The 22267-nt window shown below is 62.7% G+C and carries 19 protein-coding genes; 11 read left to right on the forward strand and 8 right to left on the reverse strand.

Going from position 1 to position 22267, the window contains the following annotated elements:
* The first annotated feature begins 240 nt into the window (after positions 1 to 240).
* The 6 genes from ACPWR9_RS16325 (at position 241) to ACPWR9_RS16350 (ending at position 7185) form a co-directional block, all read left to right on the forward strand.
* Positions 241 to 459 (forward strand): hypothetical protein, encoded by a 219-nt coding sequence (locus tag ACPWR9_RS16325; RefSeq protein ID WP_150679023.1) that lies wholly within the window; start codon positions 241 to 243, stop codon positions 457 to 459.
* Between the two features lie 29 nt (positions 460 to 488).
* The gene (locus ACPWR9_RS16330) at positions 489 to 1202 is read left to right on the forward strand and encodes a GntR family transcriptional regulator (protein ID WP_150679024.1); all 714 of its coding nucleotides are present in this window, start codon (positions 489 to 491) and stop codon (positions 1200 to 1202) included.
* A gap of 612 nt (positions 1203 to 1814) precedes the next feature.
* A complete protein-coding gene (locus ACPWR9_RS16335) occupies positions 1815 to 2282 on the forward strand; it encodes a formate dehydrogenase subunit gamma (protein WP_426299252.1) in 468 nt (155 codons plus the stop codon).
* Positions 2279 to 3880: a formate dehydrogenase beta subunit gene (locus ACPWR9_RS16340; protein ID WP_426299254.1), complete on the forward strand. Its 1602-nt coding sequence runs from the start codon at positions 2279 to 2281 to the stop codon at positions 3878 to 3880. The genes ACPWR9_RS16335 and ACPWR9_RS16340 overlap by 4 nt, the downstream gene beginning before the upstream one ends.
* A 13-nt stretch (positions 3881 to 3893) precedes the next feature.
* The gene (gene fdhF, locus ACPWR9_RS16345; RefSeq protein ID WP_426299256.1) at positions 3894 to 6758 is read left to right on the forward strand and encodes a formate dehydrogenase subunit alpha; all 2865 of its coding nucleotides are present in this window, start codon (positions 3894 to 3896) and stop codon (positions 6756 to 6758) included.
* 193 nt (positions 6759 to 6951) lie between these two features.
* Positions 6952 to 7185 carry a formate dehydrogenase subunit delta gene (locus ACPWR9_RS16350; RefSeq protein WP_150679028.1) on the forward strand — a complete coding sequence of 78 codons (234 nt, stop codon included), beginning with the start codon at positions 6952 to 6954 and terminating at the stop codon, positions 7183 to 7185.
* A gap of 7 nt (positions 7186 to 7192) precedes the next feature.
* Here the strand turns inward: ACPWR9_RS16350 and ACPWR9_RS16355 are convergent, their stop codons facing one another.
* Both ACPWR9_RS16355 and ACPWR9_RS16360 read right to left on the reverse strand, forming a co-directional pair.
* Positions 7193 to 8041, reverse strand: coding sequence for an EamA family transporter (locus ACPWR9_RS16355; protein WP_426299258.1), 849 nt, complete (start codon positions 8039 to 8041; stop codon positions 7193 to 7195).
* 204 nt (positions 8042 to 8245) lie between these two features.
* Positions 8246 to 8743 (reverse strand): hypothetical protein, encoded by a 498-nt coding sequence (locus ACPWR9_RS16360; protein ID WP_426299260.1) that lies wholly within the window; start codon positions 8741 to 8743, stop codon positions 8246 to 8248.
* Between the two features lie 314 nt (positions 8744 to 9057).
* Here ACPWR9_RS16360 and ACPWR9_RS16365 point away from each other — a divergent pair, with 314 nt between their 5' ends.
* Complete coding sequence (locus tag ACPWR9_RS16365; protein ID WP_426299262.1) at positions 9058 to 9651, forward strand: DNA-binding protein; 594 nt, start codon at positions 9058 to 9060, stop codon at positions 9649 to 9651.
* On the opposite strand, the gene ACPWR9_RS16370 is transcribed toward ACPWR9_RS16365, so the two are convergent.
* The 5 genes from ACPWR9_RS16370 to ACPWR9_RS16390 form a co-directional block, all read right to left on the reverse strand.
* A complete protein-coding gene (locus tag ACPWR9_RS16370) occupies positions 9635 to 10936 on the reverse strand; it encodes a ShlB/FhaC/HecB family hemolysin secretion/activation protein (RefSeq protein ID WP_426299264.1) in 1302 nt (433 codons plus the stop codon). The genes ACPWR9_RS16365 and ACPWR9_RS16370 overlap by 17 nt on opposite strands.
* A 552-nt stretch (positions 10937 to 11488) precedes the next feature.
* Positions 11489 to 13111, reverse strand: a complete 1623-nt coding sequence (locus ACPWR9_RS16375; RefSeq protein ID WP_426299266.1) for a bifunctional aspartate transaminase/aspartate 4-decarboxylase — start codon at positions 13109 to 13111, stop codon at positions 11489 to 11491.
* A gap of 104 nt (positions 13112 to 13215) precedes the next feature.
* Positions 13216 to 14901, reverse strand: a complete 1686-nt coding sequence (aspT, locus tag ACPWR9_RS16380) for an aspartate-alanine antiporter (protein ID WP_426299267.1) — start codon at positions 14899 to 14901, stop codon at positions 13216 to 13218.
* Positions 14902 to 14964: 63 nt separating this feature from the next.
* Positions 14965 to 16653 (reverse strand): aspartate-alanine antiporter, encoded by a 1689-nt coding sequence (gene aspT / locus ACPWR9_RS16385; RefSeq protein WP_426299269.1) that lies wholly within the window; start codon positions 16651 to 16653, stop codon positions 14965 to 14967.
* Between the two features lie 776 nt (positions 16654 to 17429).
* The gene (locus ACPWR9_RS16390) at positions 17430 to 17798 is read right to left on the reverse strand and encodes a YXWGXW repeat-containing protein (protein ID WP_426299271.1); all 369 of its coding nucleotides are present in this window, start codon (positions 17796 to 17798) and stop codon (positions 17430 to 17432) included.
* 146 nt (positions 17799 to 17944) lie between these two features.
* On the opposite strand from ACPWR9_RS16390, the gene ACPWR9_RS16395 reads away from it, so the two are divergent.
* On the forward strand, positions 17945 to 19285 hold the full coding sequence (locus ACPWR9_RS16395) for an MATE family efflux transporter (protein ID WP_426299273.1): 1341 nt from the start codon (positions 17945 to 17947) through the stop codon (positions 19283 to 19285).
* Here ACPWR9_RS16395 and hisN read toward each other — a convergent pair.
* Entirely contained in the window at positions 19273 to 20088 is an 816-nt protein-coding gene (hisN, locus tag ACPWR9_RS16400) for a histidinol-phosphatase (RefSeq protein WP_426299275.1), read from the reverse strand. The two genes, ACPWR9_RS16395 and hisN, sit on opposite strands and share 13 nt — an antisense overlap.
* Before the next feature lie 233 nt (positions 20089 to 20321).
* Here hisN and rarD point away from each other — a divergent pair, with 233 nt between their 5' ends.
* The 3 genes from rarD to ACPWR9_RS16415 all read left to right on the forward strand — a co-directional run bounded on the left by rarD (position 20322) and on the right by ACPWR9_RS16415 (position 22209).
* Positions 20322 to 21242 (forward strand): EamA family transporter RarD, encoded by a 921-nt coding sequence (gene rarD / locus ACPWR9_RS16405; RefSeq protein ID WP_426299277.1) that lies wholly within the window; start codon positions 20322 to 20324, stop codon positions 21240 to 21242.
* Positions 21243 to 21288: 46 nt separating this feature from the next.
* Entirely contained in the window at positions 21289 to 21543 is a 255-nt protein-coding gene (locus ACPWR9_RS16410) for a hypothetical protein (protein ID WP_426299279.1), read from the forward strand.
* A gap of 204 nt (positions 21544 to 21747) precedes the next feature.
* Positions 21748 to 22209 carry a universal stress protein gene (locus ACPWR9_RS16415; protein ID WP_150679040.1) on the forward strand — a complete coding sequence of 154 codons (462 nt, stop codon included), beginning with the start codon at positions 21748 to 21750 and terminating at the stop codon, positions 22207 to 22209.
* Positions 22210 to 22267: the final 58 nt, after the last annotated feature.

A 22267-nucleotide genomic window follows, 5' to 3' on the forward strand; every position in this document is an offset into this window, starting at 1 on the left:
TTGCACGCCAACCGGACCTTTGAGGAGACCAGCGCCGCGCATCAACCTGCTCGGCAGTATCGGAAAAAGAGACAAAATCAGGCAATCGATGGGCAGTGACACTTAGAGAACGTCCCGAAAAACGATAAATTTTGATATTCCGTATGTGGTATATCTTGAGACTTGTTGCGGCGCGACATACAATGCAAAGCAAGTTCTCCCCCACATATCGATCATCAAACGTCTTTCAGGAGTGTCATCATGTTCGTCGTTGCGCTGACTCTGCTTGCCCTCGCCGCCGCCCTTTCCGCCGGTGCCGCCATGGTTCATTTGTTTGCATCGCTGCCGGCATCGATGCTTGAGAAGGCCGAGAAGAATGGCCGCTTCGCCTACCTGGCGGAAACCACGCAGGCAAACGAATCGGGTAAACTCGTCACGAAACCGGCATCCGTCGTGGGGCAGCAAGCATTGCGCCTCTGAGGAGGCCGTAATACCTAGGAGACTATTGCATGTCCCTGATCACCCCAACTCCGGAGCGAGTGACACCACTCGCGCTGGGGCCGATCGACACCACCACGAGTTTTCGTAATCAGGCGTATGCGCGGCTCAAAAAAGCCATCGCAGACGCGGATATCTATAACCGGAAAGAAGAGATCCGCCTGGATGAGCGTCAGCTTATCCAGGAGCTCGGCGTTTCACGCACCCCGATTCGCGAAGCGATGACCCTCCTGGAACAGGAAGGTTTTCTGCGTACGGTGCCGCGCCGGGGCATTTTCATCATCCGCAAGACGAAGCGTGAAATCGTCGAGATGATTCAGATGTGGGCGGCCCTCGAAGGCATGTCCGCACGGCTGGCCACGCTGCACGCCTCGGATGAAGAGATCGCAAAGCTGCGCCATCTGTTCGATGAGTTCGTCAACGCCCCGCCGACGGATCACATCGAAGAGTATTCCGACGCGAACATCGACTTCCATCAGGCACTGATCAATCTTGGCGGCTCGCAAGCCATCGCGAACACCATCAAGAATCTGTTCATTCACGTACGTGCTATCCGTAAAGTGACGATCGCTCAGAACGACCGGGCCGCACGCTCGATTGTCGATCACCTGAAGATCATCACGGCACTCGAGAAACGCGATACGGAATTGGCTGAAAAGCTCGCGCGCGATCACACGCTCGGTCTGGCGGCATTCGTTGAAGAGCACTGCGACTTCCTCGACTAACGCGATACGTACGATACATACCGGCGGCGAATAGCCGCCAGGCGCGTCCGGCACGCCAATAAGAAAGCCAGCTGCACATCGGTGCCGCTGGCTTTTTTGTTTCCCCCATCTGTTGCCGCATACCACGGCATACTGTTCCTTCGCCTCGCCCTCCTCCCCCGCCCCTCATCCCCTTCGGGTAAACGAGCCTGCCAAACACGGTCTCAGGCTATTGCACGTATACCGTATATCATATATCGTGTTTCACATACTGATGCTTCGGCACGGATAGGACGGCCACCCCAAACCGTCTCTGATGTGACAGAGCACTGCCCGTGGAAGCGGGTATCAGGTGAAGCGCGAATTCGCGACGCCTGCGGTACCGGTTCATGATGTAAGCAACGGGCGAGAGGCCAGCTCGTGCGGCATATGGTGGGGGCTATGTGTCGCACACGCATCCGGCGTCACGCTAATCGCTAGACCCGAGCCGCGTCTTCGGATGCGTTTTTATCGGGCCTCTCGCCCCGGGGCACGCCAAGTCGGCGGGCCAAAGTTCGAAAGCGGAACGACAAAACATACCCATACCCGCAGGTGCGCCGCTCCCCACGGCGAGCCAAATAGGAGACAACTGCCATGCGCGAGGCTTATTCCGTCGCGACGGTGCAAGCGATTCTGGACGCTCATGCAGCGCAGGAAGGGCCGCTGTTGCCCATCCTCCACGACGTTCAGGAAGCCTTCGGCTACGTGCCCCCGGACGCCGTGCCCGTCATCGCCAACGCCCTCAATCTCTCGCGCGCCGAAGTGCACGGCGTGATCACGTTCTATCACCACTTCCGCACCAGTGCGCCGCCGCGCCACGTCGTGCAGATTTGTCGCGCAGAGGCGTGCCAGAGCATGGGTGCCGACGCCCTCGTGGCGCACGCCGAACGCGTGCTCGGTTGCGCGATGCACGCGCATAGCGACGACGTCGCGCTCGAGCCCGTGTATTGCCTTGGCCAGTGCGCCACGTCGCCGGCCATCACCATCGACGACAAGCTGCACGCGCGCGTCACCCCCGAGAAATTCGACCGCCTGCTCGCCCGCGCGAAGGATGCCGTATGAGCCAAGTCACCTCCCCCGCCCAAGCTAACCCGGCCGCCGTTCGGCTCTATCTGCCGCGCGACTCCGCTGCCCTCGCTCTCGGCGCCGATGAAGTGGCCGAAGCCATCGTCGCGCAAGCGGCCGCACGCGGCATCGCCATCGAGCTCGTCCGCAACGGCACGCGCGGCATGCTCTGGTTGGAGCCGCTGCTCGAAGTCGCCACGCCTGCGGGTCGCGTCGCGTATGGTCCGGTCGATGTCGACGACGTGCCGGGCTTGTTCGATGCCAATGTCATCGCAGGCGGCGATCATCCGCTGGCCCTCGGACTGACTGAAGAGATTCCGTATTTCAAGCAGCAGGAACGTCTGACCTTCGCTCGCGTGGGCATCACCGATCCCGTCTCCGTGGACGATTACATCGCACACGACGGCTATCGCGGCCTGCGCAATGCGCTCGCCATGGACGGCGCGGCCATCGTCACGCAAGTGACCGATTCCGGCCTGCGTGGACGCGGTGGTGCAGCGTTCCCGACCGGCATCAAATGGAAGACGGTGCTGAACACGCCCTCGGCACAGAAGTACATCGTCTGCAACGCCGACGAAGGCGACTCCGGCACCTTCGCCGACCGCATGCTGATGGAAGGCGACCCGCTCGTGCTCGTCGAAGGCATGACCATTGCGGGCATCGCCGTCGGCGCCACGCGCGGCTACATCTACGTGCGCAGCGAGTACCCGCACTCGATTGATGTGCTTAACGAAGCCATCGTCAACGCGAAGGCCGCCGGCTATCTCGGCGAGAACATTCTCGGCTCGGACAAGACCTTCCATCTCGAAGTGCGCAAAGCCGCAGGCGCTTACGTCTGCGGCGAAGAAACGGCGCTGCTCGAAAGCCTGGAAGGCAAACGCGGTGTCGTGCGCGCCAAGCCGCCGCTGCCCGCTATCGAAGGCCTGTTCGGTCAACCGACGGTCATCAACAACGTGATCTCGCTCGCCTCGGTGCCGATCATCATGGATCGCGGCGCCGACTTCTATAAGAACTTCGGCATGGGCCGTTCGCGCGGCACCTTGCCGATTCAGCTCGCGGGCAACATCAAGTACGGCGGCCTGATCGAGAAAGCGTTCGGCGTCACACTGCGTGAAATTCTGTACGACTTCGGTGGCGGTGCCATCACCGGCCGTCCGTTGCGCGCCGTGCAAGTCGGCGGCCCGCTCGGCTCCTACCTGCCCGAATCGCAGTGGGATACGCCGCTCGACTACGAAGCGTTTGCCGCGCTGTGGGCCGTGCTCGGCCACGGCGGCATCGTGGCTCACGACGACACGGTCGATCTCGCCAAGCTTGCACGCTACGCGATGGAGTTCTGCACCATCGAATCGTGCGGCAAGTGCACGCCGTGCCGCATCGGCTCGACGCGTGGCGTCGAAGTGATGGACCGCATCATCGACGGGCGCGATCGCCCCAAACAAATCAAGCTGCTGCGCGATCTGTGCGACACCATGCTCGCCGGCTCGCTGTGCGCGATGGGCGGCATGACGCCGTACCCCGTGCTCTCGGCACTGAACCATTTCCCCGAAGACTTCGGCGCGGCTGAAGCATCGAACCAGCCGACTAAGGCCGCCTAGGAGAGCCCTCACCATGATGGACCCGATGTTCGAAAAGGATTACGGCACGCCGCGTCGCGAGTCGGAAAAGGAAGTCACGCTGGAGATCGACGGCGAGCAGATCACTGTGCCTGCGGGCACGTCGATCATGCGTGCCGCGTCCGAAGGCGGCGTCAACGTGCCGAAGCTGTGCGCCACCGATTCGCTGGAACCGTTCGGCTCGTGCCGTCTGTGTCTGGTGGAAATCGAAGGGCGTCGCGGCTTCCCCGCGTCGTGCACCACGCCGGTCGAGCCAGGCATGAAAGTGCGCACGCAAACGCCGAAGTTGCAGGAACTGCGCAAGGGCGTGATGGAGTTGTACATCTCCGATCACCCACTCGATTGCCTGACCTGCGCCGCCAACGGCGACTGCGAATTGCAGGACATGGCGGGTGTGACGGGCCTGCGCGAAGTGCGCTACGGCTTCGACGGCGCCAATCACTTCGATACCGAGAAAGACGAAACCAACCCGTACTTCACCTACGACGCCTCGAAGTGCATCGTCTGCAACCGCTGTGTGCGCGCCTGTGAGGAAACGCAGGGCACGTTCGCGCTGACGATCTCGGGCCGCGGCTTCGAAGCGCGCGTCTCGCCGGGTCAAGACCAGCCGTTCATGGATTCGGAATGCGTGTCGTGCGGCGCCTGTGTGGCCGCCTGCCCGACCGCCACGCTGCAAGAAAAGTCCGTCATTCATCTCGGCCAAGCCGAGCACGCCAAGATCACCACCTGCGCCTATTGCGGCGTGGGCTGCTCGTTCAAGGCGGAGATGAAGGGCAACGAAGTCGTGCGCATGGTGCCGCACAAGGATGGTCAGGCCAACGAAGGCCACGCCTGCGTGAAGGGCCGCTTCGCTTGGGGCTACGCCACGCACAAGGACCGCATCCTTACGCCGAAGATCCGCAAGAAAATCACCGATCCGTGGCAGGAAGTGTCGTGGGACGAAGCCCTCGACTACGCCGCGTCGGAATTCAAGCGCATTCAGGCCAAGTACGGCCGCGACTCGATCGGCGGCCTCGTGTCGTCGCGCTGCACGAACGAAGAAGACTATCTCGTGCAGAAGCTGGTGCGCGCCGCGTTCGGCAACAACAACGTCGACACCTGCGCCCGTGTTTGCCACTCGCCGACCGGCTATGGCCTGAAAGCCACGCTGGGCGAATCGGCCGGTACGCAGACGTTCAAGTCGGTGGAACACTCCGACGTGATTCTAGTGATGGGCGCGAACCCGACCGATGGTCACCCGGTGTTCGGCTCGCGCATGAAGAAGCGTTTGCGCGAAGGTGCGAAGCTGATCGTGATCGACCCGCGCCGGATCGATCTCGTCAAGAGCCCGCACATCAACGCCGACTTCCACCTGCAACTGCGTCCGGGCACGAACGTCGCGATGGTCAACGCCCTCGCCCACGTGATCGTGACCGAAGGCCTGATGGATGAAAAATTCATCGCCGAGCGTTGCGAAGACCGTGCGTTCGCGCAGTGGCGCGACTTCATCTCGCGCGCCGAGAATTCGCCCGAAGCTACCGAAGTGCACACCGGCGTGCCGGCGCATCTGGTGCGCGGTGCGGCGCGTCTGTACGCCACGGGCGGCAACGCGGCCATCTATTACGGGCTGGGTGTCACCGAGCATGCCCAAGGTTCGACGACCGTGATCGGTATCGCCAACCTCTCGATGCTCACGGGCAACATTGGCCGTGAAGGCGTGGGCGTGAACCCGCTGCGCGGTCAGAACAACGTGCAAGGGTCGTGCGACATGGGCGCGTTCCCGCATGAACTGCCGGGCTATCGCCACGTGTCCGACGCGAGCGCTCGCGCCTTGTTCGAAGCCGAATGGGGTGTGGAGCTGCAAGCCGAACCTGGCCTGCGTATTCCGAACATGTTCGACGCCGCGCTCTCGGGCACCTTCATGGGCCTGTATTGCCAAGGCGAAGACATCGTTCAGTCCGACCCGAACACGCAGCACGTGACGCACGCACTGGAGCAAATGGAGTGCATCGTCGTGCAGGACATCTTCCTGAACGAGACGGCGAAGTACGCCCACGTGCTGCTGCCGGGTTCGTCGTTCCTGGAGAAGGACGGCACGTTCACCAACGCCGAGCGCCGTATCTCGCGCGTGCGTCAGGTCATGCCACCGCGCGGCGGCTACGCCGACTGGGAAGTGACGATTCAGCTCGCCAAACGTCTGGGCTACGAGATGAACTACTCGCACCCGTCGGAAATCATGGACGAAATTGCGCGCCTGACGCCGACGTTCACCGGCGTGAGCTACGCGAAGCTCGACGAATTGGGCAGCGTGCAGTGGCCGTGTAACGAGAACGCGCCGGAAGGCACCCCGGTCATGCACATCGACGAGTTCGTGCGCGGCAAGGGCAAGTTCCTGATTACGCAATATGTGCCGACCGACGAGAAGGTGACGCGCCGCTTCCCGCTCATCCTGACGACGGGCCGGATTCTGTCGCAGTACAACGTCGGCGCACAAACCCGTCGCACCGACAACAACCACTGGCACAGCGAAGACCGGTTGGAGCTGCATCCGCACGACGCAGAAGAGCGCGGTGTGAAGGATGGCGACTGGGTCGGTATTCAGAGCCGGGCGGGCGAGACGGTGCTGCGCGCGATCGTGAGCGATCGTATGCAGCCGGGCGTGGTGTACACGACGTTCCACTTCCCGGAGTCGGGGGCGAACGTCATCACCACCGACAACTCCGACTGGGCGACGAATTGCCCCGAGTACAAGGTGACGGCGGTGCAGGTCACGCCGGTGGCACAGCCGTCGGAATGGCAGCGCCAATACTCGGACTTCAACCGTCAGCAAGAGGCGTTCCTCGACCACTCACGTGGTGCGGCCGAGGCAAACGCAGGGTAAGGTTGGCGGAGTTGGCTAAGGTTGCGCAGGAAAAAGCGCCATCAGGACAATCCGCGTCCATCGCCGCTCGGTCGGCGGGCTTCATCGTCCAACGCCATGAGACGATGCGGCGGACGCAGGATTGTCCAGCTTCAGGCAGGCACCACGGGCACCACGGATAGATAGCGGCTTACGAGAGGGGACATAACAGATCATGGACACCGACAATCTGGTCAAGATGGCCAATCAGATCGGCGACTTCTTCGAAACGATGCCCGATCGCGATGAAGCGCTCGAGAGCATTGCCGGGCATTTGCGGCGCTTCTGGGCACCGCGCATGCGAATGACGATCCTCGAGCATCTCGAGTCGACCGACGGTCACGGCATGCGCGAGATCGTGGTAGCCGCCATTACCGCGCATCGTGCGGAGCTATGGCCGCGCGCTTAGGCGCCGCTCAAGCCCCGAGTTTGATCAATACCGCGCCGCCCACGACGAGGCTACATGCCACGAGGCGGCGCGCGTTGAGCTTCTCGCGCAAGAACAACCAGCCGAGCAGCACCGCAAAGATGGCGCTCGATTCGCGCAGCGCCGACACCACACCCATCGGCAGAAATTGCAGCGCGAAGACCACCATGCCGTAGGCGCATTGCGCGACCACACCGGCGCCGAGCGCTTCGACGACACGCCTGCGCGGCGCGAGAAACATACCGCGCCAGCCGCCACGCAATTTCCACACCCCTGCGACGAGCGGCACGCTGGCGAATAGATACGCCCACGCGATGTAGCCGAAACCATTGCCGTTGGACATCCGCACGCCGAAGCCATCCACGACGGTGTAAGCCGCGATAAATACGCCGGTGAGCAACGCGGCAGGCACGCTGTCGCCCGACAAGCGCCGCCCGCGCAACGCGAGCGTCAGAATGCCCCCGCAGATACACGCGATGCCGAGCGTCGCGCTGGTCGTCGGCCATTCACCGGCCAGCAAGAGCGCCGCGCCCGAAATCAATAATGGCGAGATACCGCGCGCAATGGGGTAGATCTGCCCGAACTCGCCCACGCGATACGCCCGAATCAGCGCGACGGTGTAGCCGACCTGTGCACACGCCGAGAGCAAGATAAGCGGCCACACCTGCATGGGCGGCAGTGGCAGCAGCACGATACCGACGACAGCCGCGAGGAGTTGCGGCACCGCCATCAGGCCGATTTGCCAGACACGGTCGGGACTTGCGTGGAGAAAGGCGTTCCAGGTGGCGTGCATCAGCGCTGAGAGCAGCACCAGGAGCACGATAGGCGTAGTGGTCATTAAGGTACTGGTTCGCGTGACGCGGGAAAAGTTGTCCACACCCTTTGTGGATAACCCACTGGATAACCTCACCCGCTCCGCTCAAATTGCCCGTGCCTAGGGGCTGTCAAGAGCCTTGCTTAAAAAACGATCAGCGAAGGAACAAATATTCGGCTTGACGGTCTGGCATCACCCTGCTCAAGCGCCGCCTCACTCGCTTGCGGCCTAATTCGCCGAATCGGACGATGCATCGGGGTCCTGCTGACCCGGCTTCTCCGGCACCGGGCTCTGCGGCACGGTGCGCAGCGCGGCCACGACACGTCCCTGCCCCATCACCGCTTCCGGCGCCTGTTGCAACGCCAGCCGATAGCGCTCGCCAAACTCTTCGTCGGCATCCCTAAATAATTTGGCCGCCATATCGGCGAGCGCGATGCCATTGGCGGCGAGCGGCGGCGTCTGTTCCTGCCACTCGTCGATCGCGACGATCAGACGCGAGAGCGGATCGAGCCATCGAAACCACGGGTCTTCCGTGAGCAACTGAACGAAGCGCCCGGTCGGCACCGCGCCGAAGACAGCCTCGTATTGTTGACGGTCGTTGGCGATCAGCACCTTGTGCTGCGCGAGCAGCGCGGTGCGCAGGTTCTGCATCGCAGTGAGCTGCGCGGCATCGGCAGGCGTGTCAGCGGGTGCGGCGGCAGGAAGAGATTGCGTCGGTTCGCTCATAGAAAAACTCGCGGCGTCAGAAAGTGTACGAAATGGAAATGGAAAGCGTCTGACATGCACTTTAGGACTTAGCCCATAGCCAACAATCCAGTAGATCACGATACTACACGCATCTCGCACACACCTCGCGAGATCAGGCTTTCACTTCCCCGTGGGAGGCCTGCTTCCTCACCCGCCCATCCGGCGGGTTTTTTTTGCCTGCGATTTGCGCGCACCTTTCTGCCCATCTTTCCGCGCACGTCTGCGCGTCTTCGCGACGCGAATTCGTTTATGATCGGCAGCGCTCAAGTCTACGCATCGTGCGCGCCTCCCCTATGACGGCTACCCCACTCCCTCAACGCTCCAAGACCATCGGCGTCATGGGTTCCGGCAAACAGCCGTGGACCGAACTCGCTGCCCCGCTGGGTCACGCCATTGCCCTGGCCGGTTATCACTTGCTCACTGGTGGCGGACAAGGTGTGATGTTTAGCGTCAGTGAAGCGTTCTGCGCAGTGCCGCAACGCGTGGGGCGCAGCATCGGTGTGGTACCGACGCAAGCCGTCGAGCGTCACGACGACGCCATCGATGGCATCGCGATCGCTCAAGCCGATGTAGGAAAAGCCTACCGTCCGCTGCCCGGCTATCCGAACCCGTTCGTCGAAATCACGATCGTGAGTCCGTTGCCGCGTCATCTTCCCGATGCGCCGCCCGGCACGCTCTCGCGCAATTCCATCAATGTGCTCTCGAGCGACGTCATCGTCGCGCTGCCCGGCAGTCATGGCACGCGCGACGAAGTCAGGCTTGCCGTGCAATACGGCAAGCCTGTGATTCTCTTCGGAGAAAGCGAGCACTTCGCGGACCTGCCTGCGACGCTCGCACGCACCACGTCGCTCGACGCGGTGATGGCGTTTATCAGAACGGCACAGTGAGCTTCGCGTCGATCGACTGGAAGCGATAAGACCAGCCCGGCGGGCCGCTCGACGACGGCATCCACGGTGCATTCAGCCGCTGCATGACCGACAGATCCAGCTTGGACGTGCCCAGATAGTGCGTGTGGCTCAGCCCCACTTCCGCGTAGCTGTCGTAGGTATGCAGCGCATTCGGGTCTTCCGTTCGGCTGCGGTTGTATCGCAGCTCGACCCCGGTCGTGCCGTTCGACGTCACATCGAACGCACGGCGCACGCGCCATTGCAGCGTCTGTGTCTGCGTGGTGCCGGTGGCAATTTGATCGGTCGCCGCGTTGGTGGTGCCCATCAGGCCCACCGTCCAGTCGGCATCGAGTGGCACCGAGTAATTGGCCGTGACGTCACGATTGGTCGCATCGCGGCGTGCGTTCTGCAAGTCCTGACTCACGGTCGTATTGAACTTGCCGTACATGCCGAGCGGATTGTTCATCAACAGATTGGCCGTGCCCTGCATCTTGCCGGTGGTCGTCATGCCGCTGTTGTTCATGCCCAGATTGAACTGATACGGCTGCTCATTGAGCACCTGCAAGCCCACGGCACCTTCACCCGGCGTCTTGCTGCGCGAGGCGATGAGCGGCAGATTCTCGTTTCGCACCACCAGCCCGCGACGCATCAGCATGCGGATATTGCGATCGGCGTAGCTCTCGCGGCGCGGCTGCCCACGCAAGCACGAAGCCTTCGCAAGGAAGGCGTTGGGCGGCTCGACATCGGGCGCAGGCGGCGGTGCAGGCGGCTCCGGTGCCACTTCGCCCGGGGCGAGCAACGCCTTCGCCAAAATGGCGGTGCCGTCGGCACTCAATTCCGGTGCGACAGCGAAATCGGCTGCGGGTAATGGGGGTGACGGGGGTGACGGGGGTGACGGGGGTGACGGGGGTGAAGGCGGCGGTGGCGGTGTTGCATCGGCCTGTGCCTGCCCATCAGGCGCCTCGGATGACGCGATGGCAGCACTGGCTGCGCCTTCCGTGCCTGCTGCCAGCGCAGCACTCGCGGCCCCTTCAGCGGCGGCAGCGACAGCCGCGCTGGCCGCCCCCGCAGGCCCTGCCGCTTCGGCGGCCTGCGCCGCGGCGGCCGCGCGCGCAGCGGCCTCACGATCGACGGTGGCAGCGACGGCATTCGGGTCGTCACCGGCAAACAAGGCGATGGGATCGGCAGAGACGCCCGGGTCTTGCACCTGTGGTTGTGGCGCGGGTTCGGGAGGCGGCACGAAATACTGAGGCGCGAGCCCGCGGTCCCACAACCCGTAGGACAACGCGTTCTGCTCAGTGAAACATGGTGGATTAGGATCCGAAAACAATGACTGTGCGTGAGCACCCGGCGATGTGACGGCGTTGAGACACGCGACCATCGTCAAGCCACTGCGCACGACCGACTTTACCGACATTCGACACCCGAAGACCCACCCCCACGCGCGCGTCGATTCGCGAGCCTCGTGCGCCGCAAACGACATCGGGGGGTGTTTAGCGACAAGCGGCCATTTTACGTCGATCGTATGACGCGCTGCCAGTCACATTCCTTGGGAACTCTTACACAGGTTTGACGCTCATATCGCGTGACTTCCCCTGTAGTGACTTCTGCCCGCCTCGTGCGGGCATTTTTATTGGCCCGGCCTATCGGGGCAACGACTCGCCAAATTAGGCAGAAATCCCACAAAGATTTCACATCATAAAAAAAGCCCGGGAAGGTGGTTCCCGGGCAATGGTCGATCGCCATGGAGGGACGATCGAGGGGGGGGGACTGCCGGTGCCGCCCCTGACGGGCGCGGCACCGTTAGCGTGGTTGGTGGTTGAGGACGCTGCGCGGCTTACTTCTTCTTGCCGCCCTTGCCTGCGCCCGAACCGCCTGCGAGATACCGTTCGTTGTACTCGTCCATGAGCTTGCGCACCGTCGCACCGATCTGGATGTAGTCCGGTTCGTTCAGGTTGGCGAGCGACACACGGCCCGACGGGTGCAACGTGCCGAAGCCACGGCCCGGCAGCAGCACGACGCCGCTTTCCTTGGCCAGACGGAACAGCACTTCCGACGGATCGATGTTCTTCATGAACCAGTCGACGAAGCCCTTGCCGTAGATCTTCGTGCCCGAGACTTCCAAGTCGAGAATGTTGTAGTAATCGACGGTGTTCGGGCCGGTCTCTTCGGTAATACCGGCAGCGCGGTACATCACAGCCTTACGGCGGCGGATGATGCGCTTGACGGCATGCTTATAGGCATCCGGTTCATCCATCAGGCAGAACAGCGAGAAGAGCGCCATCTGCACCTGCTGCGGCGTGGACAACCCGGCCGTGTGGTTCAGTGCCACGGCGCGGCTGTCGGCCACGAGGCGGTCGATGAACTTGAGCTTCTCCGGCTCCGTCGTGATCGACGAGTAGCGTGCGTTCAACCCTTCGCGCTGGGCCTTCGGCAGCTTGGCGATCTTGTCGTCGAACACGTTCTTCTCGTGCGTGGCGATCGCGCCCAGACGCCAGCCCGTGGCCCCGAAATACTTCGAGTACGAGTACACGAGAATCGTGTTGTACGGCGCGATGGCGAACAGCGAGCGGAAGTCGTCAGCGAACGTGCCGTACACGTCGTCGGTGAGGATGATCAGGTCCGGGCGCTTCTTGACGATGGCGGCCAGATGCTCGAGCGACGCATCGTCGAGCTTGACCGACGGCGGGTTGCTCGGGTTCACGAGGAAGAACGCCTTGATCTTCGGGTCAAGCAGCTTGTCGAGTTCCTTCTTCGAATACTGCCAGCCCAGTTCCGGGTCGGCGTTCAGGTTCACTTCGTGAAGCTGATAGTCGGCCAGTTCCGGAATTTCGATATAGGGCGTGAAGATCGGCATGCCGAGCGCGATGGTGTCGCCCGCTTGCAGCAGATGGTTGGTCTTGAGCGTGTTGAACAGATACGTCATCGCCGCCGTGCCGCCTTCGACCGCAAACAGGTCGAAGTTGCCGGTGAACGGGTGACGGCCGACCATCTCGCGACGCAGGTACTTGGCCGCAATCTTCTCGGTGTTCTTGAGCATGCGGTCCGGCACCGGGTAGTTACAGCCCAGAATGCCGTGCACCATTTCCGTGAGGAAGTCCTCGACGTTCAGGCCCATCTGATCGCGGATATACGAGATGGCCTTCTCGAGGAATTTCACCCCGTCGGTGTGCTGGTTTTCACGCGCAAAGTCTTGCCAGCGGGCTTCGACACCCTTACCTGGTGGAATACCGCCGACGCCTTCGGGCATGTACGTGAACTGGCGCGCGGCTTCGGACAGCGCGAACAGTCCCAACTGGAAGAAGCCGTGACGCGGTTCGAGCGCGAGAAAGTTCGGGTTGCCGCGCCCGGCATTGAGCATCGAGCGCTGAGCGCCATTCTCTTGCGCGAGTTCGATCAGCGTGTCCTTGAATTCGAACGGGCTGAGTTTGGCGAGTGCGTCGAGTTCCTTCGATTTCATAGCGTTATCTCCATGAACAACCAATTGCGATCAGACATTGACTGGCAATGACAAACGATCGGGCGAATCCATTCGCTGGCCGGGCCACATGGCCCGGTTCGGGTTTAAGCCAGCGACACCACAAGCGGTCCGAGCAGCGTGAGCAAAACGTTGGCGATGGCGTAGGTGATGGCGAACGGCACCGTCGGCACGTTGCTCTCGGCCTTGTCGAGAATCTCGCCGAAGGCCGGGTTGGCACTGCGCGAGCCCGACAACGCACCGGCCAGAATGGCCACGTTGTCGTAGCGCAGCACATAGCGCCCAAAGAGGTAGGTGAGCAACAGCGGCACGATGGTGACGATCACCCCCGCGATAAAGATCGAGACCCCGCTTTGTTGCAGCGTCTGCCATGCCTGCGCGCCAGCCGAGAGCCCCACGCAGGTGACGAATGTCGCCAGCCCCAGTTCCTTGAGCAGCGAGCTTGCCGCGAGCGGCATCGCGCCGAACGTCGGATGCTTGCCGCGCAGCCAGCCGAACACCAGCCCGGCGAGCAGTGCACCGCCGCCGCTGCCCAGCGTGAGCGGAATGCCGCCGACCTTCACCACGATGTAGCCGATCAGCAAGCCCACCACGATACCGATGCCCATGTACACGTAGTCGGTCTTGACCGAGTACGCCACCGGGTAGCCGGCTTCCTTCGCGGCGCGTTGCACGTCGCTGTCGGCACCGTACAGCGTGACCACGTCGCCGTGGTACGCGATGGTGTCGTCGAGCACCGGCACGGGTTGCCCCATCCGCGTGATCTTGGCGATGTACACACCGTGCTTGGTATCGCGCTCGACACCGGCCTTGAGCTCGCCCAGCGTCTTGCCGTTACCGCCTTTGCGTGCGAACACCACTTCCTGCAAGCGCAGCGGAATGTCGAGATCGCGTGACGGCGGCTGTTCGTCGCCGAGCAGACGCCAGGCTTCGGTCGCGGCTTCGCGACGGCCGATGAGCATCACATCGTCGCCCTTCTCGAACACCAGATCGTCGGTCGCGATGATGATCTTGCCGTTGCGGCGCAAACGCTCGATGGTCACGCCGTCGGAGAGCTCTTTCTCGACGTCGACCACGCGTTTGCCTGCGCCCGTCGTCACACGATAGACACGGCCCACCAGCGCGGGCAGCGAATCGACCTGATCGGCGTTGAGCACTTGCTGACCGCCGGTCATCGCGAGTTCGGCTTTCTTCGCATCTTCCTTGAGCGTGCGGCCCATGAGCTTGGGCACCAGCGACGCGCATACGATGATGGCGCCGAGGCTACCGAAGATGTAGGTCACCGCGTAGCCGATAGCCACTTCGGATTGCAGGCGCTTGACCTCGTCGGCCGCCAGCCCCATGCGCGAGATAGCGTCACCGGCCGTGCCGATGATGGCCGACTGCGTGAGACCGCCACCGGCCACGCCAGCCGCCAGGCCTTTGTCGAAGCCGAAGATCTTGGCGCAAATCAGCACCGTGACCAGCCCCGAGGCGGCGAGGAAGATGGCCATCGCAATTTCGCGCAGCGTTTTACGCGAGAGCGAGTTGAAGAACTGCGGGCCGCTTTCGTAACCCACGGCGTAAATGAACAGCGCGAACATGATGCTCTTGACGCCCGCGTCGACCGAGATACCGATCTGCGAGACGACCACGGCGACAAGCAGCGAGCCGCCCACACCGCCTAGCTGGAAGGAGCCGAACTTGATCGCCCCTAGCGCGTACCCGAGGGCGAGCGATAGGAAAATCGCCACCTCCGGCACATGGTTGAGAATGCTATGCACAAGATCCACGGCAAAACCTCCGTCAGGAAATGGGGGTAGGTCACGCGCGTACGGGGTGCGCGTGAACAAGTCCTAGTGCGAAAACTGATGAGCGACGAACACCACCGCCGGCCCCATCAGCGGCAACAACACGTTCGACAAGGCGTAGGTCACCGTGTACCCCACGACCGGCAACGCGCTGTCTGCCGTTTGAACCACTGCGCTGATCGCAGGCGTGCTGGCCTGTTGACCCGCGATGGCGCCGATCAGAACCGGGCCGTCGATGCGCAGCAACTTATGGCCGACCCAGAGTGAAACGAGGGCCGGGATGAGCGACACACAAATACCCACGACCGGCAGTGCAAGCCCGTGTTCGCGAAGCAGCACGGCCGCCTGCGGCCCTGCGGAAAGCCCCACGCACACGACAAACACTGCCAGCCCCAGATCCTTAAGCAACTCGTAAGCCGCCGGGGGGAACGTGCCCCACGTGGGCCGGCGCGAGAGCAGCCAACCGCTGGCAAGGCCCGTGAGCAACGCCCCGCCGCCGCTGCCGAGCGTCATCGGCACACCGCCGATACGCACCGACAAGTGACCGATGCAAAGGCCGAGAATCAGCGCCAGACCGACGAACACCAGACTCGTCTTGTTGCCGCGTGGCACTTCCTTGCCCAACACAGCACCGGCACGTTCGATGTCCTGCTCCAAGCCTTGCAGCGTGATCACGTCGCCGCGTTGCAGCGCGATCTTGCCGAGCGACGGCAACTGCATGCCCATACGCTTGACCGATTTGACGAACACGCCATGGCGCAATTCGACCGGCGCTTCGCGGCGCAGGTCGGTGACCGTGCGCCCTTCGGCTTCCTTGTTCGTCATGACGAAATCGCGCTCCACGAGCACGATCTCGTTCGTCTCGGTGCCCGCGACTTCGGGGCCGACGAGCGCATGCGCTTCGAGCATGGCGTCGCGTCGCCCGACGAGCAGCAGTTCGTCACCGACGTCGAAGGCCAGGGCCTGAGCGACCGGCACTGCGGCCGTCGCACGGCGCACGCGTTCGACGGCGACACGCCCTTCGAGAGCCGCTTCAAGGGCCGCAACGGTGAGTCCGGGGTGGGCCACGCGATAGCTGCGACCCACGATATCCGGCGCAGCAGGCGCTCCCGACTCCGCGCCGTTTTCTTCCTCCATCTCGCGTTCCAGACGCGCGCTGTCCTGCTTAAGATCGATGCCAAGCAGGCGCGGCGCGAGCAGGTTGGTGAACAGCACGATGGTGATGAGGCCGAACACGTAGGTCAGCGTGTAGGCGGTGACGACGTTAGCTTGCAGTGCCTTGAAGTCAGCGGGATCGAGGCCCAGCCGATTCAGTGCCTCGATAGCGGTACCGACCATGGCCGACTCAGTGGCTGCACCGGCCGCCAGACCGCCCGCCGTGCCCGGATCGAGCCCCAGCACCTTGACGGCGACCATCACGATGCCGAAGACGAACACCACTTCGATGATCGACAGCACGCCGAAGCGCAAGCCGCGCAGGTTCAGGTTTTCGACGAACTGCGGTCCGGCGGAGAAACCCATCGCGAAGATGAACAAGGCGAACGCAAAGTCTTTGAGCGAGCCCTCGACCATGCAGCCGGTCTGTCCGATGAGGAGTGCCACCAACAAAGCGCCGCAAACCCCACCGAGCTGAATCGGTCCGAGTTTGATGCGGCCAAGCAATTGGCCCAATACCACGCACACGAATACCGTGATCAACGGCACTGCATCAAACAACGGAACAGAACACTGCATAAATGCTCCAGCCACGTGTCACACAGTGGTGACGGGGCGTGCCGTGAAACATGGCACGAAAATGACATCAGTAGCAATTAAGGCGTTTTAAACACGCGTGTGGCAGCAACGGGCGGCCATAGACAACGGGCAACCCGATCAGATGATCGGTTTTACGTTATTCACCTGGGCGTACGTGCGCCCGGCGTGGATGTGGGGACAGGGAAAAGCAAAGTGACCAGAGCGGCACTCGGGCCGAAGCGTACGGTGTTCATAGCGGATCCCAAAACGTTGAGACAACCCGATAATCGATGACGCCCGCCTCCTCCCTCAGAAGCCCCAGGCGCTACACCATAAGCCGCATGAAACGCGCTTTAAACGCTCGCATACGATGTCTTCAGTAAGAAAAACTCGTACTGCGAGTTATTTAAATTACGCTAACTGCGACTGTTCCGCATTTCGTGGTGACGCGGTGTCGGCATAGTGTTGTTCAACGTTCCGGGCATGTCAATATGTTTTGCGTAGCGGCATGAGCTTATGCGCGTCAAGTCTGCATCGAATTAAATACATAGCATTCCTGACTAAATTTAAAAAAATCCCGGCAGCCCGTTGCCCGTATGACGTTGACGTGATTCGGAGGGAATGCGGTAAAGGCTCGCCCGCATCAATGTGACATTTGCAATCGCAAATATTCGAAGGAAAAGATGAAAAACTTTCAAGTGCTGCGGCACGATGCCGCAGTACTTTGGCCCGCCGATTTTGATAGCTGCTACTTTTAATCGCTGCGGAGAATTCGCTTACTTCGGGGCGCGAATTTCGTGAATCGTACCCGGGCCCCAGCTCGTGGGTGCCCATTTGCCGTCGCGCAGTGTCCATTCGTGCGAGGCTGTCTCTTCCCAATGCGGCGGCGTGTAACGCATGCCCGGCCGCTTGGTTTCCATATGTCCGTCGACCCAGTCATAACGACCGGCCGTCCACTGCCAATAGCCGGGCACCCAGAACTGCGCGCCGGTGGCAGCGGGCGGGTTCTCGTGGCGCGGCGGCGGCGGGCCGCGATCGACCGTCACATCGGCCAGCACGGGCAAGCTTGCCAAACTCAGCGCGGCGGCGAGTGCGCGCATCAGCATGAGGACGGAAGACGAGGGGGACAGTGACGAGAACGACATGCGTAGTCTTGGAAGTCTTGGAATGACGTGGAAAAGTGGGGTCATTGTACCGTCCGTGTCCAACGTATAATCAGCGCCATCCTAAATTCGCCGCCTCGTGCGGATTGCGACGGCACCGCCATGAACGGTAGCCGCACTCCTCCTACATGAACCCTGCCCCTGCGAGCGTCGGTCATCGGCAACTTCTCCGTCTGGCGGTGCCCATTGTGCTCGCCAACCTCACTCAGCCCCTGCTCTCAGCCGTGGACACGGCGGTCGCCGGCCATCTGCCGGGCCCCGCTTATTTGGGGGGTGTCGCGCTCGGCGCGCTGCTGCTCAATCTGATCTTCTGGGGCTTCTCGTTTCTTCGCATGGGCACCACCGGGCTGGCAGCGCAGGCCTTCGGATCACGCGACGACGTGGCCTTGCGCGACACCCTGTGCCGGGCGCTGGCGCTGGCCTTCTCGATCGGTATCGTGCTGCTGCTGTTTCGCGGGCCGCTGGTGTCGCTCGGCGTGTCGTGGCTGGGGGGCAGCGAACAAGTGCAAGCGCTCGGGCGCGAGTACGCGGGCATTCGCATCCTCGCCGCGCCGCTCGCGCTCGGCAATTACGTCGTGCTCGGCTATTTGCTCGCTTGTCAGCGCGTGCGCCAAGGGTTGATGGTGCAAGTGTTCATCAATCTGGTGAACATCGTCGCCGTGCTGGTGTTCGTGCGCGGACTGCATTGGGGCGTGGCGGGCATTGCCATCGCCACTGCGCTCGCCGACATGCTCGGCTTCGCGCTCGGCGCATGGTTGCTGTGGTTGGCGCGTACGCCGGGTCTGCCGCCGCTGCGCCTGGCCGCCCTCGTCGAGCGCAGCGCCCTTTGGCGACTGCTGCGGCTCAATCTCGACATCTTCCTGCGCACGTTGTTTTTGCAACTGGCGTTCGCGTGGTTTGCCCGTGTCGGTGCGCGCCTTGGTGATACGACACTGGCCGCGAATGCACTGCTGCTCAACTTTCAGACGTTCATGGCGTATGGCCTCGATGGCTTCGCGCACGCCGCGGAAGCGTTAGTCGGCGCGTACGTCGGCGCGCGCCAACGCGAAGCACTGCTGCACGCCATTCGCTTGTCGCTTGGCTGGGCGCTGGGGTGTGCGGTGGCGTTCGCACTCGTGTATGCCGTGGCCGGGGGCGCCATCATCGATACGCTGACGGATCAACCGGCCCTGCGGTTGACCGCACGCGAATTCCTGCCGTGGGCAGTGATCTCGCCGATTGTCGCGGTGTGGTGCTTTCAGCTCGACGGCGTGTTTATCGGCGCGACCCGCACGCGCGAATTGCTGAGTTCGTCGCTGATTGGACTCGTGGTGTTCGGTGCCGTGATGCCGCTCACGCTTGAGATGTGGGGCAATCACGGCCTTTGGTTCGCGCTGATGGCGTTTCTCGCCACACGCGGCATCGTGCTTGGTGCACTGCTGCCGCGCATCTGGCGCGGCATGCCGCGCGCCGGTCTTCAGCGCCCCTGAATGCAGGCGAGCGCTGCGGCGTGCAATTGCGCGTTGGCGGCGGCCAGTACCCGGCCTTGCGATGCCAGCGTCAACGGCTGACCGTCCCAGTCGGTGATGATGCCGCCAGCCGCCTCGATAACCGGGGCGACTGCCAGATAGTCGTACGTCTGCAAACCGGCTTCCATGACCAACTCGATATGGCCGCTCGCCAGCAGACCATAGGCGTAGCAGTCACCGCCAAAGCGACGACGACTCACGGCCGTGGTCAGCCGCTCGAATTGCGCGTACTCGGCCGCGTCGAAGATGTCGGGAGACGTGGCATACACGGTCGCCTCGGCCAACGACGTGACCGGGCTCGTGGCGCACGGATGGCCGTCAAAACGCGCCTCACGCAGACCGGCAGCGGTGTCGTTCACCCCGACCCAGCGCTCGCCAGTCGCAGGAATGTCGATCACCCCCACCACCGGGCGACCGTTGTGCAATAGCGCCAGCAACGTGCCCCAAAGCGGATGGCCGGTGATGAAGCTGCGCGTGCCGTCGATCGGATCGACCGACCAGACGTATTCCGCGTCGGGATTGAGCTTGCCGAACTCCTCGCCCCAGATGCCATGTGCCGGATAGCGCGCGGCGATCTGCTCGCGCAGGGCCGTTTCTACTTCGCGGTCGGCAATCGTCACCGGGCTTTCGTCGGCCTTGTCGTCCACCGCGAGGCGGCGGCGGAACCAGCCGAGCGAAAGCGGCCGCACGGCATCGGCCAGCGTGGCGGCGAATGCGGCGAATTCGGTGGCCGGGGTAACCGGGGTAGCGGGTGCGGACGACATGCACGGATCTCCTTGAAGGCGCAGCCCGCGAAGGCTGCAAAAAATGACAGGCCCCGGCCCCGTGCGGTCGGCACGAGCGGGCGCAACTGGCGCCTCGCGATCATACAAGCTGTCGATGACAACTCGCCGAATTCGTCGCTTATCCAGCGCAAATCGACACAAATTTGCTATGCTCGCGGCCTGACTTCCGGGGTTGCCCCGGCGCCCCCTCCCCCCGCTTCATCAGGATTCTCATGCTCTCCGGTCGCGGCGTGATGCTCTCGGTTTCAGCATCCGTCATGTTTGCCATGTTGCCTGCGCTTGTGTCGCAACTCACCCCGCTGTCCGGGCTGGACGTGTTCGCATGGCGCATCTTGCTCACACTGCCCGGCGCGCTGGTCATCGTGAGTGCGCTCAGGCGCTGGCCGGTGCTCAAGCACACAGTGGCCCACGTGCTGCATCGTCCTGCGGCCCTCGGCGCGCTGCTGGTGTGCGCGGTACTGCTGGGCGTGCAGCTCTGGCTGTTCGTCTGGGCACCGCTGCAACAGCGCATGCTCGACGCATCGCTCGGCTACTTCCTGCTGCCGCTCACGATGGTGCTCGCCGGTCGCACCGTCTACAAGGAACGCCTGACGCCCCTTCAAACGCTCGCGGTCGTTTTCGCTATCGTGGGTGTCGGTCACGAACTGTGGTCGACTCGCGCACTGTCGTGGGTCACAGCGGTCATCATGTTCGGCTATCCGCCGTACTTCATGCTGCGCCGTCAATTGCGGCTCGACGCGCTATGCGGCTTCGTGCTCGAGATGCTGATCATGGCCCCGGTTGCGGCCATGTTGCTCTGGCACGCCTGGCCGCAAAACGCGATGGTACTCGGCGAGCCCCGCTTCTGGCTCTGGCTGCCCGCACTCGGACTGCTGAGTGCCAGTGCGCTGGCGACAACCTTCGGTGCGGCACGGCTGCTGCCGATCGGGCTGTACGGCATCCTCGGTTACGTGGAGCCGGTGCTGCTCTTCGCCGTGTCGCTCTTTGTACTGGGTGAACCGTTCACTGCGCAGGGTTTGTGGACCTACGTGCCGATCTGGATCGGGGTCGCCCTCGTTGTCTTCGACAGTCTGCGCACGTTGCGACGCCAGCGTTTGAGCGCGCCTGATGGGACCCCGGTGTCCGGCGCGTGACACGGCACGCTATACTCGCGAGAGCCAGTCAGGTCAGACAAACACGATGAAAAATCTCGCCAAGATCGCCATGCTGTTGTCCTCGGGGATGCTCACACTCACGCTCTCCGCCTGCGGATCTTCCGCACCGCTGTTCACCCCGGACGGACGTCCGACCCAGCAGATTCAGTGCTCCGCCACCTCGAGCGGCGACTGCGAACAGCGCGCCCTCACCCAATGCGCGGGCAAGCCGTACGACGTGCTCACACGCGACACGAACGGCGGCGTCGCCAATCTCGTGATCGCCTGCCGGGCCAACTGAGTCGCCGCTCGACGCAGCGCCTAACGCCCGATCCCGCATTCATCCCCCTGCCGGCCTCGCACCTAGCTGTGCGCGCGCCGGCCGTTGGCATTACGATGCGTTATTGCGTGCGGTCAATTCCCCCGCATCCGGTTGGATGACTTTCCGTGCACGCGATGCGAGAATAAAGCCATCCGAATCACCAGCCCTTAAGAGGACGCCATCATGTATGACCGTATTCTGGTATCGATCGACGGTAGTACTCCCTCCAATCGCGCTATCGACGAAGCCGTCAAACTCGTCGCCCTGAGCCAAGGCAAGATTCGTCTGATATCTGTAGTTCCCTCCCTCGCCAACGCTTACGCCGCCGGTGCTTACAGCGGTTTCGTGCCGCTCGAGAGCCAGGAATCGTTCGAAAAGGAAACGAGCGAAATTCTCGCCACTGCACAAGCCGATCTGAAGAAGCGCGGTGTGGATGTCGAAACGAAGATGATTTCGCTCGACGCCGGCACCGACGAAATTGCCGACGCCGTGCTGCGTGAAGCACAAGAATGGAATGCCGACGTGATCGTGCTCGGCACCCATGGCCGCCGCGGCATCAACCGCCTGCTGCTGGGTAGCGTGGCCGAAACGCTGCTGCGCATCACCACCCTGCCGGTGCTGCTCGTCAAGGCCGCCGATAAGTAATTCGGTAGGTGCAAAGCGACGCGCAAGCCTGAGACGGCACGCCATTGCGGCGTGCCGT

This window comes from Pandoraea pneumonica (assembly GCF_049918595.1).
Classification (GTDB): Bacteria; Pseudomonadota; Gammaproteobacteria; order Burkholderiales; family Burkholderiaceae; genus Pandoraea; species Pandoraea pneumonica_A.